Source organism: Mitsuaria sp. PDC51 (assembly GCF_900113225.1).
Lineage (GTDB): Bacteria > Pseudomonadota > Gammaproteobacteria > Burkholderiales > Burkholderiaceae_C > Roseateles.
On the sequence record NZ_FOZE01000001.1, the window covers coordinates 1,547,769 to 1,561,756 of the forward strand.

At 72.4% G+C, this 13,988-nt stretch carries 15 protein-coding genes; 14 read left to right on the forward strand and 1 reads right to left on the reverse strand.

Features of this window, described 5'->3' with window-relative positions; translation table 11 throughout:
- Positions 1-50: 50 nt before the first annotated feature.
- Positions 51-737, reverse strand: coding sequence for a response regulator transcription factor (locus BM393_RS06815; RefSeq protein ID WP_091723842.1), 687 nt, complete (start codon positions 735-737; stop codon positions 51-53).
- A gap of 167 nt (positions 738-904) precedes the next feature.
- On the opposite strand from BM393_RS06815, the gene BM393_RS06820 reads away from it, so the two are divergent.
- The 14 genes from BM393_RS06820 to BM393_RS06885 all read left to right on the forward strand — a co-directional run bounded on the left by BM393_RS06820 (position 905) and on the right by BM393_RS06885 (position 13,953).
- On the forward strand, positions 905-1,123 hold the full coding sequence (locus BM393_RS06820) for a hypothetical protein (protein WP_091723845.1): 219 nt from the start codon (positions 905-907) through the stop codon (positions 1,121-1,123).
- A 96-nt stretch (positions 1,124-1,219) separates the two neighbouring features.
- On the forward strand, positions 1,220-2,470 hold the full coding sequence (locus BM393_RS06825) for an acyl-CoA dehydrogenase family protein (protein ID WP_091723847.1): 1,251 nt from the start codon (positions 1,220-1,222) through the stop codon (positions 2,468-2,470).
- An 11-nt stretch (positions 2,471-2,481) separates the two neighbouring features.
- Positions 2,482-3,327: a methionine ABC transporter ATP-binding protein gene (locus BM393_RS06830; protein ID WP_254783237.1), complete on the forward strand. Its 846-nt coding sequence runs from the start codon at positions 2,482-2,484 to the stop codon at positions 3,325-3,327.
- Positions 3,320-3,994, forward strand: coding sequence for a methionine ABC transporter permease (locus BM393_RS06835; protein ID WP_091723853.1), 675 nt, complete (start codon positions 3,320-3,322; stop codon positions 3,992-3,994). Before BM393_RS06830 ends, BM393_RS06835 begins: the two co-directional genes overlap by 8 nt.
- 68 nt (positions 3,995-4,062) lie before the next feature.
- Positions 4,063-4,872 (forward strand): MetQ/NlpA family ABC transporter substrate-binding protein, encoded by an 810-nt coding sequence (locus BM393_RS06840; RefSeq protein ID WP_091723855.1) that lies wholly within the window; start codon positions 4,063-4,065, stop codon positions 4,870-4,872.
- Positions 4,869-6,425, forward strand: a complete 1,557-nt coding sequence (locus tag BM393_RS06845) for an LLM class flavin-dependent oxidoreductase (RefSeq protein WP_091723857.1) — start codon at positions 4,869-4,871, stop codon at positions 6,423-6,425. The genes BM393_RS06840 and BM393_RS06845 overlap by 4 nt, the downstream gene beginning before the upstream one ends.
- On the forward strand, positions 6,422-7,450 hold the full coding sequence (locus BM393_RS06850) for an aliphatic sulfonate ABC transporter substrate-binding protein (RefSeq protein ID WP_091723859.1): 1,029 nt from the start codon (positions 6,422-6,424) through the stop codon (positions 7,448-7,450). The genes BM393_RS06845 and BM393_RS06850 overlap by 4 nt, the downstream gene beginning before the upstream one ends.
- Before the next feature lie 20 nt (positions 7,451-7,470).
- Entirely contained in the window at positions 7,471-8,367 is an 897-nt protein-coding gene (locus tag BM393_RS06855) for an ABC transporter permease (RefSeq protein ID WP_091723862.1), read from the forward strand.
- Complete coding sequence (locus BM393_RS06860) at positions 8,364-9,164, forward strand: ABC transporter ATP-binding protein (RefSeq protein WP_091723864.1); 801 nt, start codon at positions 8,364-8,366, stop codon at positions 9,162-9,164. The genes BM393_RS06855 and BM393_RS06860 overlap by 4 nt, the downstream gene beginning before the upstream one ends.
- Before the next feature lie 170 nt (positions 9,165-9,334).
- Positions 9,335-9,904: an NADPH-dependent FMN reductase gene (gene ssuE, locus BM393_RS06865; protein ID WP_091723867.1), complete on the forward strand. Its 570-nt coding sequence runs from the start codon at positions 9,335-9,337 to the stop codon at positions 9,902-9,904.
- A gap of 52 nt (positions 9,905-9,956) precedes the next feature.
- A complete protein-coding gene (locus BM393_RS06870; protein WP_091723870.1) occupies positions 9,957-10,949 on the forward strand; it encodes a sulfonate ABC transporter substrate-binding protein in 993 nt (330 codons plus the stop codon).
- Positions 10,950-10,975: 26 nt separating this feature from the next.
- On the forward strand, positions 10,976-12,157 hold the full coding sequence (gene ssuD, locus BM393_RS06875) for an FMNH2-dependent alkanesulfonate monooxygenase (RefSeq protein ID WP_091723873.1): 1,182 nt from the start codon (positions 10,976-10,978) through the stop codon (positions 12,155-12,157).
- 40 nt (positions 12,158-12,197) lie between these two features.
- On the forward strand, positions 12,198-13,037 hold the full coding sequence (gene ssuC, locus BM393_RS06880; RefSeq protein ID WP_404932588.1) for an aliphatic sulfonate ABC transporter permease SsuC: 840 nt from the start codon (positions 12,198-12,200) through the stop codon (positions 13,035-13,037).
- 13 nt (positions 13,038-13,050) lie between these two features.
- Positions 13,051-13,953, forward strand: coding sequence for an ATP-binding cassette domain-containing protein (locus tag BM393_RS06885; RefSeq protein ID WP_091725136.1), 903 nt, complete (start codon positions 13,051-13,053; stop codon positions 13,951-13,953).
- Positions 13,954-13,988 lie beyond the last annotated feature (35 nt).

Consider the following 13,988-nt stretch of genomic DNA (forward strand, 5'->3'; position numbering starts at 1 on the left):
CGTGGCGGACGGCGGGCGAGGCACGGGTCAGGGCAGCGCGGGGCGGGACCTCAGGCCCGCTCCAGCTCCAGCAGGTAGCCGAGCCCGCGCACGGTGCGGATCGCCACCTGCGCGCCCTCGAGCTTGCGGCGCAGGCGATGGATGTAGACCTCCACCGCGTTGGTCGCCGCGCCGTCGCTCGCGCTGGGCGCGGCGCGGTCGCCCGACCAGGCCTGGTTGATCTGCTCCTTCGTGATCACGCGGCCCTGGTGGGTCAGCAGCAGGTCCAGCAGGTCGAACTCGCGCGGGCTCAGCTCCAGCATCTCGCCGCGCACCTGGGCGCTGCGGGTCTCGCGCTGCATGCTGAGCTGGCCCAGCTCGGTGCTGGCCTTGAGCGCGCGGCTGCGGCGCAGCAGCGCGCGCAGCCGGGCTTCCAGTTCGGGGAAATCGAAGGGCTTGGTCAGGTAGTCGTCGGCGCCGGCGTTGAGGCCGGCGACCCGGTCCTCCAGGCTGTCCAGCGCCGTCAGGATCAGCACCGGCAGCGACGCGTCGGTCTGGCGCAGCTGGCGCAGCACGTCGATGCCGCTGACCATCGGCAGGCCCAGGTCCAGCACCACCACGTCGAACTGCTGCTTGGCCAGCAGGTATTGGGCGACGGCGCCATTGGGCGCGTGCTCCACGGTGAAGCCGCTGGCGCGCATCTGTTCGCACAGGGCGTCGGCCAGGATCGCATCGTCTTCGGCGAGCAGCAGGTTCATGAATGGCAGATTAACAGCCCGCGCGGACGCACTGCCCTGGGGCAAGCCCGGGGCGCCACTTCCGCACGCCGCGCCCCGTTGTCGGGCGATTGTCGGGCGATTGCCGACAGGCGCTGGCGGCGATGGCCTCTGCCGCGGCGGCGGGCGGTGCCGGAATACTGCGCGCCATGAATGCCAGCGACCTCAAGCAGACGCTCTGGCGCGTCGTCTACACGAAGAACGCGAACCTGCAGAGCAGCGGGAGCGCGGCGGGGCCCTGGCATCCGGACCGCCGCCACATCGAGCGCTGCGCCCAGGCCATGCGGGCGATGGCGCAGGAGGTCGGCATCCAGAGCAACGCGGAGGCGGCGAAGACGGCCTGTACCTGGTTGAGCGGCGCGGCCTGAGGGCCGCATAAGCACAGACGAATTTCTCGCTTCGGTCCGCACGGCCGGACGGGAACACTCGGCGCCATCGCGCTAGCCGCGCCCCGAGTGCCCCCGATGACCGCTCCCGTGCTCCGTCGTTCCGACGACCTTCCCCAGACCGCCGCCTCCGCCACGACCGTCCCGGTCGCGGCTTCGCTCGCCCAGGTGTTGGGTCCGGGCCTGGACCAGGTGGCGCAGCAGCTCGCCGCCACGGCGGTGCGACGCGACCGCGAAGGCGGCCACGCCGCCGAGCAGCGTGAGCTGATCCGCGCCAGTGGCCTGCTCGCGCTGACCATCCCCGAGGCGCACGGCGGCCTGGGTGGCGGCCTTCCCGAGTTCTACGAAGTCGTGCGGCGGCTGGCCCGCGTCGACAGCGCGCTCGCCCACGTGCTGGCCTTCCACCACCTCCAGCTCTATGGCGTGTCGCTGTACGGCGGGCCGGCCGCGACGGCCCACGGCGCGCGCCACCTGCGCGAGACCGCCGAGCAGCGCCTGTTCTGGGGCAACGCGCTGAACCCGGCCGACACCCGGCTGACCGCCGCGCGCGAGGGCGGCGGCTGGCGCCTCCAGGGCGCGAAGGGCTTCTGCTCCGGCGCGCTCGGCTCCGATCGCCTGACCGTGTCGGCGACCACCGCCGACGGCGGCTTCCTGATCGGCATCGTGCCGACGCGGCGCGAGGGCGTGCGGGTCGAGCAGGACTGGGATGCCTTCGGCCAGCGCCAGACCGACAGCGGCACGGTGCGCTTCGACGCGGTGCGCCTGGACGACGAGGAACTGCTGCAGGTCCCCGGCCAGGGACCGACGCCGCGCGCCACGCTGCGCTCCCAGATCGCGCAGCTGATCATGGCGCAGCTCTACCTGGGCCTGGCGGAAGGCGCCTTCGACGAGGCGCGCCGCTACACCGCGACGCGCGCCCGGCCGTGGTCCGCCTCCGGCGTGGCCCGCGCGGTCGACGATCCGCTGGTGCAGCACCGCTACGGCGACCTGTGGTTGAAGGTCCGCGCGGCGCAGGCCGTCGCGGCCGATGCGGTCGACCTGCTGCGCCGCGCCCTGGAGCGCGGCGAGGCGCTGACGGCGCAGGAGCGGGGCGAGGTCGCGCTCGCCGTCGCCGAGGCCAAGGTGCTGGCGCATCGCGCCAGCGTCGAGGTGGGCAGCCAGCTGTTCGAGTTGACCGGCGCGCGCAGCACCGCCGCCGAGTTCGGCCTCGACCGCTTCTGGCGCAACGCGCGGGTGCACACGCTGCACGACCCGGTCGACTACAAGCTGCGCGACCTCGGCCGCTTCTTCCTCGACGGCCGGATTCCCGATCCGACGGCCTACTCCTGATCGAGATGCCCATGAGCGAGCCGCTGATCCGCCTCGACGGCGTGTCCAAGTCCTTCGCGCTGCCGGACGGCCGGCGCTTCGAGGCCGTGCGCGAGGCCAGCCTGTCGGTGCACGCCGGCGAGGTCCTCGGCCTGATCGGCCGCAGCGGCGCCGGCAAGTCGACGCTGCTGCGCCTGATCAACCTGCTGGAGCGTCCCGACGCCGGACGGGTGCATCTGGGCAGCCGCGAGCTGACGGCCCTGAAGCCGGTGGAGCTGCGGCGCGAGCGCCAGCGGCTGGGGATGATCTTCCAGCACTTCAACCTGCTGCAGAACGCGACCGCGGCGGAGAACGTCGCCTTCCCGCTGCGGCTGCACGCGGGGCACTCGCGCCGCGAGATCGATGCGCGCGTGGCCGAGAGCCTCGCGCTGGTGGGACTGGCCGACAAGGCCGACCACTACCCGGCGCAGCTGAGCGGCGGACAGAAACAGCGGGTCGCGATCGCGCGGGCGCTGGCGCCTCGACCCGACGTGCTGCTGTGCGACGAGCCGACGTCCGCGCTCGACGCGGCGACCACCGGCGAGCTGCTCGCCACGCTGCGCGACATCAACACGCGGCTGGGCGTGACGATCGTGATCGTCACCCACGAGCTGGAGGTGGTGCAGGCGCTGTGCCAGCGCGCCGCGGTGATCGCGGACGGGCGCCTGGTCGAGCAGTTCGACGTGGCCGACGCGTCGCGCCACGCGACATCGCCGCTCGGGCTCGAGCTGGTGCGGCTGCAGTGGCGCGAGGCCAGGCTGGCCGCGCTGGACCAGTCGGCGCTCGAGACCTCCGCGGTGATCGCCGCCCTCGGGCGCCGGGAGGTCCGCCATGCTTGAGAACCTCGTCGGCCTGCTGCCCGAGATCGGGATCGCGCTCGGCCAGACCGCGCTGATGCTGGCGATCGGCCTGAGCGCGGCGGTGCTGCTCGGCGGGCCGCTGGGCGTGCTGCTCTTCCTGCTGAGCCCGGGCCAGTCGCTGTCCGGCCATCGCGGCGCGGCGCTCGTGCACCGGATCGTCAACGCGCTGGTGAACACCGTGCGCAGCTTCCCGTTCATCATCCTGCTGGTCGCGCTGGTGCCGATCACGCGCGTCATCGCCGGCACCTCGATCGGACCGCTGGCGGCGGCGGTGCCGCTGTCCTTCGCCGCGATCCCGTACTTCGCGCGCCTGGTCGAGCAGTGCCTGCGCGAGGTGCCGCGCGGCGTCATCGAGGCGGCCCAGGCGATGGGCGCCTCGGAGAGCCAGATCGTGCTGCGCGTGCTGGTGCGCGAGGCCCGCGCCGGCCTGGTGGGCGCGCTGACGGTGCTGGCGATCAGCTTCCTGTCCTACTCGGCGGTGGCCGGCGTGGTCGGCGGCGGCGGCATCGGCGACCTCGCGATCCGCTACGGCTACTACCGCTTCCAGACCGACGTCATGGTGCTGACCGTGGCCATCCTCGTCGCGCTCGTGCAGCTGATCCAGTTCACTGGCCACCGCGTCGCGCGGCGGCTCGACAAGCGCTGAGCGAGCCCGCGCCAGGGCGCGGCCGTCCCCATCCCCATTCACTTCACGTCCACTTCCAAGGATTCCCGATGACCGTTGCCCGCCGCACGCTGCTGGCCCTCGCGCTGAGCGCCGCCGCGCTGTCCACGCCCCTCGTCCACGCGCAGGACAAGAAGGAACTGACGATCGGCGCCACCGCCGGCTCCAACATCGAGGTGCTGCGCCAGGGCATCAAGCCGCTGCTGGAGAAGCGCGGCTACACCGTCAAGCTGGTCGAGTTCAACGACTACGTGCAGCCCAACATCGCGCTGGCCCAGGGCGCGCTGGACGCCAACTTCTTCCAGCACATCACCTACCTCAACCGCTTCCGCGAAGACCGCGGGCTGGACATCGTGGACGTGGTGCAGGGGCCGATGGCGCCGTTCGGGATCTATTCGAAGAAGCGCAAGAGCCTGGCCGAGGTGAAACCGGGCGACCGCATCACGCTGGCCAACGACCCGGCCAACCTGGCGCACGGCCTGGCACTGCTGGCCGAGCAGAAGCTGCTGACGCTGAAGCCGGGCGCCGATCCGATCCGGGTGACCGAGAAGGACATCGCCTCCAACCCGCTGCAACTGAAGCTGCAGCCCATCGAGGCCGCGCAGATCCCGCGCACGCTGGACGACGCGGAGTACGCGATCGTCAACGGCAACTTCGCGATCTCCAGCGGGCTCAAGCTGAGCGACGCGCTGCTGCTGGAGAAGACGCCCGACCACTACATGCTGGTCGTCGCGGTGAAGGGCAAGGACAAGGGCCAGCCCTGGGCGAAGGCGCTGAACGACGCATTCCGCGCACCGGAGTTCAAGACGGTGCTGTTGCAGAAGTTCCCCGGTTACGCGCGGCCCGCGTTCCTGCAATGAGCGCGCACGCGAAGGGCGCCGCGCCGGACCCTGGCGCGCCCAAGCCGGTGCGCTTCAACGCCTTTGCGATGAACACGGTCGGGCACCAGTCCCCGGGCCTGTGGACGCATCCGCGCGACGAGTCCCATCGCTACACCGATCCGGACTACTGGCTCGAGCTGGCGCGCCTGCTCGAGCGCGGCGGCTTCGACAGCGTCTTCCTGGCCGATGTGCTGGGTGTCTACGACGTCCATGGCAACTCGCCCGACGCGGCGCTGCGCCATGCGGTGCAGGTGCCGCTGAACGATCCGCTGGCGCTGGTGCCGCTGATGGCCTCGGTGACGCGGCGGCTCGGTTTCGGCGTCACGGTCGCGCTCACCTACGAGCCGCCGTACAGCTTCGCGCGGCGCATGTCGACGCTGGACCACCTGACCCGAGGGCGCATCGGCTGGAACATCGTCACCGGCTATCTCGACAGCGCGGCGCGCAACCTGGGGCAGGACGGCCAGCGCGCGCATGACGAGCGCTACGACCTGGCCGACGAGTACCTCGACGTCGTCTACAAGCTCTGGGAGCTGAGCTGGGCGGACGACGCGGTGCGGCGCGACAAGTTGGGGCGGGTCTACACCGACCCCTCCAAGGTCCGTGCGATCCACCACCGCGGCCCGCACTACCGCGTGCCCGGCGTGCACCTGTGCGAGCCGTCGCCGCAGCGCACGCCGGTGTTGTTCCAGGCCGGCACCTCGAGCCGCGGCCGCGCCTTCGCCGGCCGGCATGCGGAGTGCATCTTCGTCAGCGGCCCCAGCAAGGCGGTGGTGAAGGGCTACGTGGACGGCCTGCGCGAGGCCGTCGTGGCCGCCGGCCGTGCGCCGGGCGACGTGCTGATCTACGGACAGGCGCTGATCATCACCGCGCCGACGGCCGAAGCGGCGCAGGCCAAGCTCAAGGACCTGGAGCGCCATGTCGACATTGAGGCCGCGCTGGCGCTGCTGTCGGGCTGGACCGGCGTCGACTTCAGCCGCTATCCGCTGGACGCGACCATCGACTACCTCGACACGCAGGCGGGTCGCACGGCGCTGGCCTCGTTCAGCAGCGCGGACCCGACGCGGCGCTGGACCGTCGGCGAGGCCGCCGCGTTCATCGGGCTGGGCGGGCGGGGACCGGTGTTCGTCGGCGATCCGGCGCAGGTCGCCGATCAACTGCTCGACTGGCAGGCGGCCACCGGCCTCGACGGCTTCAACCTGACCTATGCGCTGGCGCATGAGACCTTCCGCGATGTCGTCGAGCTGGTGGTGCCCGAGCTGCGCCGGCGCGGGCGCTACCCACCCGAGCACGGGCCCGGTGCCGACGACGCCGACGCGACGGCGCCGACGCTGCGAGCCCGGCTCTTTGATCGTGGCGATCGGCTGCCGGCGAATCACGCGGGGCGGCAGGTCCGGATCGGTACGCCGCAGGACGCGCGCTCGACCGCGGGCCACGACGCCGCCCGCCACGCCGCTGCCCCCGCTGTCGATGCCGCCACCGATCTGTCCCTCACTTCCCTGACCATTCCCTTGACGGAGCCTGCCGCATGAGCCGAAGGAACGATTCAAAGCAAGCGCTGCCGCCGACACGGCGCGACGCCCTGGCGCTGGGCGCGGGCCTGGCCGCTGGCCTCGCCGGGCTCACCAGCGTCGGCGCGCGCGCGCAGGGCACCGCGGCGCCGAAGGAGTTGCGGCTCGACTACGCGTATTACTCGCCCACCAGCCTGGTGCTCCGCCGCTTCGGCTGGCTGGAGGAAGACCTGGCCAAGGACGGCACCGCGGTGCGCTGGGTGCTGAGCGCCGGCAGCAACCGCGCGCTGGAGTACCTGAACGCGGGCAGCCTGGACGTCGGCTCCACCGCCGGCCTGGCCGCGCTGCTGGCGCGCGCGAACGGCAATCCGATCCGCACGCCCTATGTCTTTTCGCGGCCGGAATGGACGGCACTGGTGGTGCGCGGCGACTCCGGCATCCGGTCCCTCGCCGACTTGAAGGGACGCCGGATCGCGGCGACCAAAGGCACCGACCCCTATCTGTTCCTGCTGCGCGCGCTGCACACCGTCGGCCTCAAGCGCGGCGACATCGAGCATGTCGCCCTCCAGCATGCCGACGGCCGCGCGGCGCTGGAGCAGGGGCGCGTCGACGCCTGGGCCGGGCTGGATCCGCTGATGGCGGCGAGCGAGCTCGACGCCGGCTCGAAGCTGCTGTACCGCAACGTCGGCTTCAACACCTATGGCTTCCTCAACGTGCGCGAGGAGTTCCTGGCCCGGCACCCGCAGACGGTGCGCCGCGTGATCGCCGCGTACGAACGCGCGCGGGCCTGGACGCTGGCGAATCCGTCGGATGCCGCGAAGATCCTGTCGGAGGAGGCCAAGGTCAGCCTGCCGGTGGCGTTGCTGCAGGTGAAGCTGCGCAGCGATTTCTCGCGTCCCCAGCCGTCGGACGAGCATCTGAAGGCGCTGCAGGCGGCGGCGCCGATCCTGACGGCGGAGCAGCTGGTCAAGCCGGGCGTGGACCTGAATCGCACGATCGCCGATCTGGTCGACACGCGCTTCGCCACCGGGCTGGTGAAGGCGTGAGCGGGCGCGAGCGGGCCGCGATGAGCGCCGATCCCGACCTGATCGCGCGGGCCGTGGCCTCGCTCGGACCGGTGTTGCCGGAGCAGCCGGCGGCTGCGGCAGTTGCGGCGAATGTTGCGAATGCGGCGGGCGGGACGGATGCGGCCGCCGGCCGGTGGCCGGCCTGGCTGCTCGGCGCCTTGCCGCCCGTGGCGCTGCTGGTGCTGGCCGAGGCCGCGGTGCGGCTCGGCTGGATCGCGCCGCACCTGCTGCCCGCGCCGAGCGATGTCGGCGCCGCGCTGGCGCAGATGGCGCGCGATGGCCAGCTCGTCCCGCATGTGGTCGCCAGCAGCCTGCGCGTGGCTGGCGGCTTCGCACTGGGCGCGATCCTCGCGGTGCTGCTGGGCGCGCTGGTGGGCTTGTCGGCCACGGCGGCGGCGGTGCTGACGCCGAGCTTCCAGGCCCTGCGCGCGATCCCGTCGCTGGCCTGGGTGCCGCTGCTGCAGCTCTGGCTGGGCATCGACGAGGCGTCCAAGCTCGCGCTGATCGCGATCGGCGCGTTCTTCCCCGTCTACATGGGCGTGTCCGCGGGTTTCCGCGACGTGGACCGCAAGCTGGTCGAGGTCGCCCGGCTGCGCGGGTTCGGCCGAGCGGCGCTGGCGCGGCGCGTGCTGCTGCCCGCGGCGCTGCCGGCGCTGCTGACCGGCCTGCGCAACGGGCTCAGCCTGGCGTGGATGTTCATGGTCGCGGCCGAGCTGATCGCGGCGAGCCGCGGCCTGGGCTACCTGCTGACCGACGGCCGCGAGACCGGACGGGCCGACCTGGTGCTGGCGGCGATCGTGCTGCTGGCCCTGCTGGGCAAGCTCACGGACAGCCTGATGGCCACGGTGGAACAACGCGCGCTGCACTGGCGCGACAGCTTTGGAGGCCCGGCATGAGCGTGCTCGAAGTGCAGGTGAGGGCGAAGCGATTCGCCGGTGCGGCCAGCGTGGTGGGCTCGGCCGGCGAGGTTCGCGGGAATGGCCAAGGTGGCGGGGCACAGGCCTCGCGGCGCGAAACGCCGGTGCTGTCCGACGTCCGCTTCGCGTTGGCGGCGGGGGAGGTGCTCGCGCTGGTCGGCGCGAGCGGCTGCGGCAAGAGCACGCTGCTGCGCATCGTGGCGGGGCTGGACCCCGATTTCAGCGGCGAGGTCCGGCTCGGCGGGCGGGCGCGGCAGGGGCCGGATCGGGACATCGGGGTCGTCTTCCAGGAACCACGGCTGTTCCCGTGGCTGACCGTGGCGGAGAACGTCGGGTTCGATCTCGGGCAAGGGCATGACGAAGCCTGGGTGAGGCGGTTGCTCGAGGAGGTCGGACTGGCCGGACTGGAGGACGCGCTGCCGCGCCAGCTGTCCGGCGGTCAGGCGCAGCGGGCGGCGATCGCGAGGGCGCTCTACACGCGGCCGCGCGTGCTGCTGCTGGATGAGCCGTTCTCGGCGCTGGATGCGTTCACGCGAATGAAGCTGCAGGACCTGGTGCGGGAGGTGGCGCGGGCGCATGGCACCAGCCTGCTGCTCGTGACGCATGACATCGAGGAAGCGGTGCTGCTCGCCGATCGGGTGCTGGTGCTCGGGGCAGCGCCGGGGCGCATCGTGCGGGAGATTCCCGTCGGGGTGCCGCACCCCCGGGGGCGTGGGAGCGCCGAACTGGGGGCGCTGCGGGGGCAGGTGTTGTCGGCGTTGGCACCACCGGGGTGATCGGCCCTCACCCCCACCCCTCTCCCGCAAGCGGGCGAGGGGCTTCGGTGCGTTGTGCCCGGGCGTCTGGCGATAGCCGTTTTACGCCTATCCATCGGCGTTCTGCTTCGTTCAGGGAATGACGGCCGATTCGCAGAATGACCCGGTCCCTGCTTCATCCCCCGACCGCCATGTCCGTCCTGCTCATCGCCGCCAGTCCCAGTGTCCACTCGCGCTCCGGCGCCTTGCTGAGCGCCGCGGCGCAGCGCCTGCATCACCACGGGCTCCCGACCCGCACCCTCAAGCTGCGCGATCTGCCCGCGCAGGCGCTGCTTCATGCGGACATCGGGGATGCGACCCTGCGCGAGGCGCTCGCCTCGGTCGCCGAGGCGAAGACCATCGTCATCGCGACCCCCATCTACAAGGCGGCCTACAGCGGGCTGCTGAAGGTCTTCCTCGATCTGCTGCCGCAGGACGGCCTGGCCGGAAAGACGGTCTGGACGCTCGCGACGGGCGGCAGCCTCGCGCATCTGCTGGCGCTCGACTACGGCCTGCTGCCGGTGCTGTCCGCGCTCGGGGCGCGCTCGCACATCGATGGCGTCTATGCCAGCGACGCGCAGATCGCCAAGGATGCCGCCGGCGAGTACCGCGTCGGCGACGACATCGCCCGCCGCCTGCTGGTGGGCGCCTCGCAGGTGATCGATCGCGTGCCCACGCCCGAGCGCGCGGCGCCCATCGCGCGTCCCGCCCTGGTCCTCTGAACGTCGGCCTTGGCCGGCGCTCTCCAACAACCTCCCACTCCGCGACCTCCTCATGAAGCTCTTCCTCGATCGCCGCGCGGCGCTGATCCGCGCCGTCACCTTCTCTGCCGCGCTCGCCGCGACGCTCGGCCTGCATGCAGGCGCGCACGCGCAGGCGCCGGCCAATCCCACCGAGCTCCGCATCGGCTTCCAGAAGTACGGCACGCTGACCGTGCTGAAGGCCAAGGGCGACCTGGAGAAGCGCCTGGCGCCGCTGGGCATCACGGTGAAGTGGACCGAGTTCCCCGCCGGCCCGCAGCTGCTCGAGGGGCTGAACGTCGGTTCCGTCGACTTCGGCACCGTCGGCGAGGCGCCGCCGATCTTCGCGCAGGCGGCCGGCGCGGACCTGGTCTATGTCGCCAACCAGCCGCCCGCACCGGCGGCCGAGGCGCTGGTCGTGCCCAAGGACTCGCCGGTGCGCACGCTGGCCGATCTCAAGGGCCGCAAGGTGGTGCTGAACAAGGGCTCCAACGTCCACTACCTGCTGGTCAAGCTGCTGGAGAAGCAGGGCCTGAAGTACAGCGACATCCAGGTCGTCTACCTGCCGCCGGCCGACGCGCGCGCCGCCTTCGAACGCGGCGCCGTCGACGCCTGGGTGATCTGGGATCCCTTCCTCGCCGCGGCCGAGCGGCAGCTCGGCGCGCGCGTGATCGCCGACGGCAAGGGCGTGGTCGCGAACCACCAGTTCTACCTGGCCGCGCGCGGCTACGCGGAGAAGCATCCGCAGGTGGTGCAGGCGATCGTCGACGAACTGGCGCGGCTGGACCGCTGGTCCGAGGCCAACACCGCCGCCGTGGCGGCCTTGCTCGCGCCGCAGATCGGCCTGGACGTGGCGACCACCGAGCTCGCCGCCGCGCGCTTCGCCTACGGCATCCAGCCGATCACGCCGGCGATCGCCGCCGAGCAGCAGAAGATCGCCGACGCCTTCCATGCGCTGAAGCTGATCCCCAAGCCCATCCGCATCGCCGACGCGCTGCCGAAGTCGGTCCGCACCGCCGCCAAGTGAGCGGCACGACGAGAGAAGGTCCCCCCATGAAGATCCTCTGGTTCATCCCCACGCACGGCGACTCGCGCTACCTCGGCACCTCCAGGGGCGCCCGCGTCGCGGACTTCGACTACTACCGCCAGGTCGCGATCGCGGCCGACAGCCTCGGCTACGAGGGCGTGTTGCTGCCCACCGGCCGCAGCTGCGAGGACAGCTGGATCGTCGCGGCCAGCCTGATCGAGGCGACGCGGCGCCTGAAGTTCCTCGTCGCGCTGCGGCCGGGGCTGGTGCAGCCGGTGCAGTCCGCGCGCATGGCGGCGACGCTGGACCGGCTCTCCGGCGGGCGACTGCTGGTCAACCTGGTCACCGGCGGCGATCCGGACGAACTGGCCGGCGACGGCCTGTTCCTGCCGCATGAGGAGCGCTACGCGCTGTCCACCGAGTTCCTGACCGTGTGGCGCGAGGTGCTGCGCGCCAGCCACGAGGGCGAGGCCGTCGACTTCGACGGCGACCAGCTGCGGGTGAAGGGCGGCAAGCTGCTGTACCCGCCGGTGAGCCGGCCCTATCCGCCGGTGTTCTTCGGCGGGTCATCGGGACCGGCGATCGAGCTGGCGGCCGAGCAGGTCGACACCTACCTGACCTGGGGCGAGCCGCCCGCGGCCGTCGCCGAGAAGCTGGGCGAAGTGCGCCAACGCGCGCAGGCCAAGGGGCGCCGCCTCGAGTACGGCATCCGCCTGCATGTGATCGTCCGCGAGACCGAGGAGGAAGCCTGGGCCGCCGCCGGCGACCTGGTGAAGCACCTCGACGAGGACGTGATCGCGGCGGCGCAGGCCAAGTTCGCCGCGATGGATTCGGTGGGGCAGCGCCGCATGGCCGAGCTGCACAAGGGTCGTTTCAACAAGGACGACATCCGCAGCGGGCTGGAGATCTCGCCCAACCTGTGGGCCGGCGTCGGCCTGGTGCGTGGCGGTGCGGGCACGGCGCTGGTCGGCAATCCGCAGCAGGTGGCCGACCGGCTCCAGGAATACGCCGCGCTGGGCCTGGAGTACTTCGTGCTCAGCGGCTATCCGCACCTGGAGGAGGCCTACCGCTTCGCCGAGCTGGTGTTCCCGCTGCTGCCGCTGGCGCTGCGCGAGAAGCTCAGCGCGCCCAAGCTGACGGGCCCCTTCGGCGAGATCGTCGCCAACAGCTACGTCCCCGGTCCGGCCAAGCTGGCCGCCGCGAGCTGAGATGGGAACGGCCGTGATCGAGGCGCCACGCGCGCCGCGCATCGTGGGGACTGCGACCGGAGGGACCGCCCGCGAGCGGGAGGCGCCACGTCAACCGCAGGCGTGGCGAGCCGCGTCCGCCGCGGCGCTCCGGCGATTGGCCCCATGGCTGGTGCCGCTGGCGGTGCTGGCGCTTTGGCAAGTGAGCGCGCAGGCGGGCTGGCTGTCGACGCGGGTGCTGCCGGCGCCTTCGGCGGTGGCGCGGGCGGCGTGGGAGCTGGCGCTGTCGGGCGAGCTCTGGCGGCACCTGGTGGTGAGCACCGGCCGGGCCTTCCTCGGCTTCGCGATCGGTGGCGGCCTGGGGCTGCTGCTGGGCCTGCTGACCGGCTCGCAGCGCTGGGCCGAGACGGCGCTGGACACGACGCTGCAGATGCTGCGCAACATCCCGCCGCTGGCGCTGATCCCGCTGGTGATCCTGTGGTTCGGCATCGACGAGACGGCCAAGCTGTTCCTGGTGGCGCTGGGCGTGTTCTTCCCGGTCTACCTGAACACCTTCCACGGCATCCGCGGCGTGGACCGCGACCTGATCGAGATGGCGCGCTCCTACGGCCTGCGCGGCGGGGCGCTGTACCGGCGGGTGATCCTGCCCGGGGCGACGGCCTCCATCCTCGTGGGGTTGCGCTTCTCGCTCGGGCTGATGTGGGTGCTGCTGATCGTGGCCGAGACCATCTCGGCGCAGAGCGGCATCGGCTACATGACGATGAACGCGCGCGAGTTCCTGCAGACGGACGTGGTGCTGGTGGGCATCCTGATCTACGCGCTGCTGGGCAAGCTGGCCGACGTCGCGGCGCAGGCGCTGGAGCGCGCCTGGCTGCGCTGGCATCCGGGCTATCAGACATGACGGGCAAGACATGATGAGCGTCACCGAGATCGACCTCCTGGCCGATGCGCAGGACTCCCAGCCCGCGGCGCTGCCGGCCGAGGTGGATGCGCCGCTGCCGCCGCTCGCGCGCCGCGGCCTGGCCGGCCCGCGCGACGCCGCGGCCGGTGGCCAGGCGGTGACGCTGGCGGGCCTGGGCAAGTCCTTCGGCGAGCGCCAGGTCTTGCGCGGCGTGGACCTGCGGGTCGAGGCCGGCGAGTTCGTCGCGGTCATCGGCCGCAGCGGCTGCGGCAAGAGCACGCTGCTGCGGCTGCTCGCCGGGCTCGATCAGCCGAGCGCGGGGACGCTCGCGGCCGGCGAGGCGTCGGCCACGCGCTTCATGTTCCAGGAGGCGCGGCTGCTGCCGTGGGCCAAGGTGGTCGACAACGTCGCCCTCGGCCTGGAAGGCGAGGACGCCCGCGAGCGCGCGCTGAAGGCGCTCGCGCAGGTGGGTCTGGCCGACCGCGCCGGCGAATGGCCGGCCCGGCTGTCCGGCGGCCAACGCCAGCGCGTGGCGCTGGCCCGGGCGCTGGTGCACGCGCCGAAGCTGCTGCTGCTGGACGAGCCGCTGGGCGCGCTGGACGCGCTGACCCGCATCGACATGCAGCGGCTGATCGAGTCGCTGTGGACGCGGCACGGCTTCACCGCGCTGCTGGTGACGCATGACGTGGCCGAGGCGGTCGCGCTGGCGGACCGGGTGCTGCTGATCGAGGACGGCCGGCTGGCGCTGGACCTGCGCATCGACCTGCCGCGACCGCGCCGTCGCGATGCGGCCTTCGCGGCGCTGGAGCAGCGGCTGCTCGACCGCGTGCTGAGCGCGCCGGACCGCGAGCCCGAGACACCGCCCGACCACGCGGCGGTGCCGGTGCCCGCGCCGATGTTGCGCTGGGCGGTGTAGGGTGCCGCGCGCATCACCGCCGTAGAGTTCCACGA

Coding starts and splice junctions, on each gene's coding strand:
- BM393_RS06815 (WP_091723842.1), bottom strand. CDS start 737: ATGAACCTGCTGCTCGCCGAAGACGATGCGATCCTGGCCGACGCCCTG.
- BM393_RS06820 (WP_091723845.1), top strand. CDS start 905: ATGAATGCCAGCGACCTCAAGCAGACGCTCTGGCGCGTCGTCTACACG.
- BM393_RS06825 (WP_091723847.1), top strand. CDS start 1,220: ATGACCGCTCCCGTGCTCCGTCGTTCCGACGACCTTCCCCAGACCGCC.
- BM393_RS06830 (WP_254783237.1), top strand. CDS start 2,482: ATGAGCGAGCCGCTGATCCGCCTCGACGGCGTGTCCAAGTCCTTCGCG.
- BM393_RS06835 (WP_091723853.1), top strand. CDS start 3,320: ATGCTTGAGAACCTCGTCGGCCTGCTGCCCGAGATCGGGATCGCGCTC.
- BM393_RS06840 (WP_091723855.1), top strand. CDS start 4,063: ATGACCGTTGCCCGCCGCACGCTGCTGGCCCTCGCGCTGAGCGCCGCC.
- BM393_RS06845 (WP_091723857.1), top strand. CDS start 4,869: ATGAGCGCGCACGCGAAGGGCGCCGCGCCGGACCCTGGCGCGCCCAAG.
- BM393_RS06850 (WP_091723859.1), top strand. CDS start 6,422: ATGAGCCGAAGGAACGATTCAAAGCAAGCGCTGCCGCCGACACGGCGC.
- BM393_RS06855 (WP_091723862.1), top strand. CDS start 7,471: ATGAGCGCCGATCCCGACCTGATCGCGCGGGCCGTGGCCTCGCTCGGA.
- BM393_RS06860 (WP_091723864.1), top strand. CDS start 8,364: ATGAGCGTGCTCGAAGTGCAGGTGAGGGCGAAGCGATTCGCCGGTGCG.
- ssuE (WP_091723867.1), top strand. CDS start 9,335: ATGTCCGTCCTGCTCATCGCCGCCAGTCCCAGTGTCCACTCGCGCTCC.
- BM393_RS06870 (WP_091723870.1), top strand. CDS start 9,957: ATGAAGCTCTTCCTCGATCGCCGCGCGGCGCTGATCCGCGCCGTCACC.
- ssuD (WP_091723873.1), top strand. CDS start 10,976: ATGAAGATCCTCTGGTTCATCCCCACGCACGGCGACTCGCGCTACCTC.
- BM393_RS06885 (WP_091725136.1), top strand. CDS start 13,051: ATGAGCGTCACCGAGATCGACCTCCTGGCCGATGCGCAGGACTCCCAG.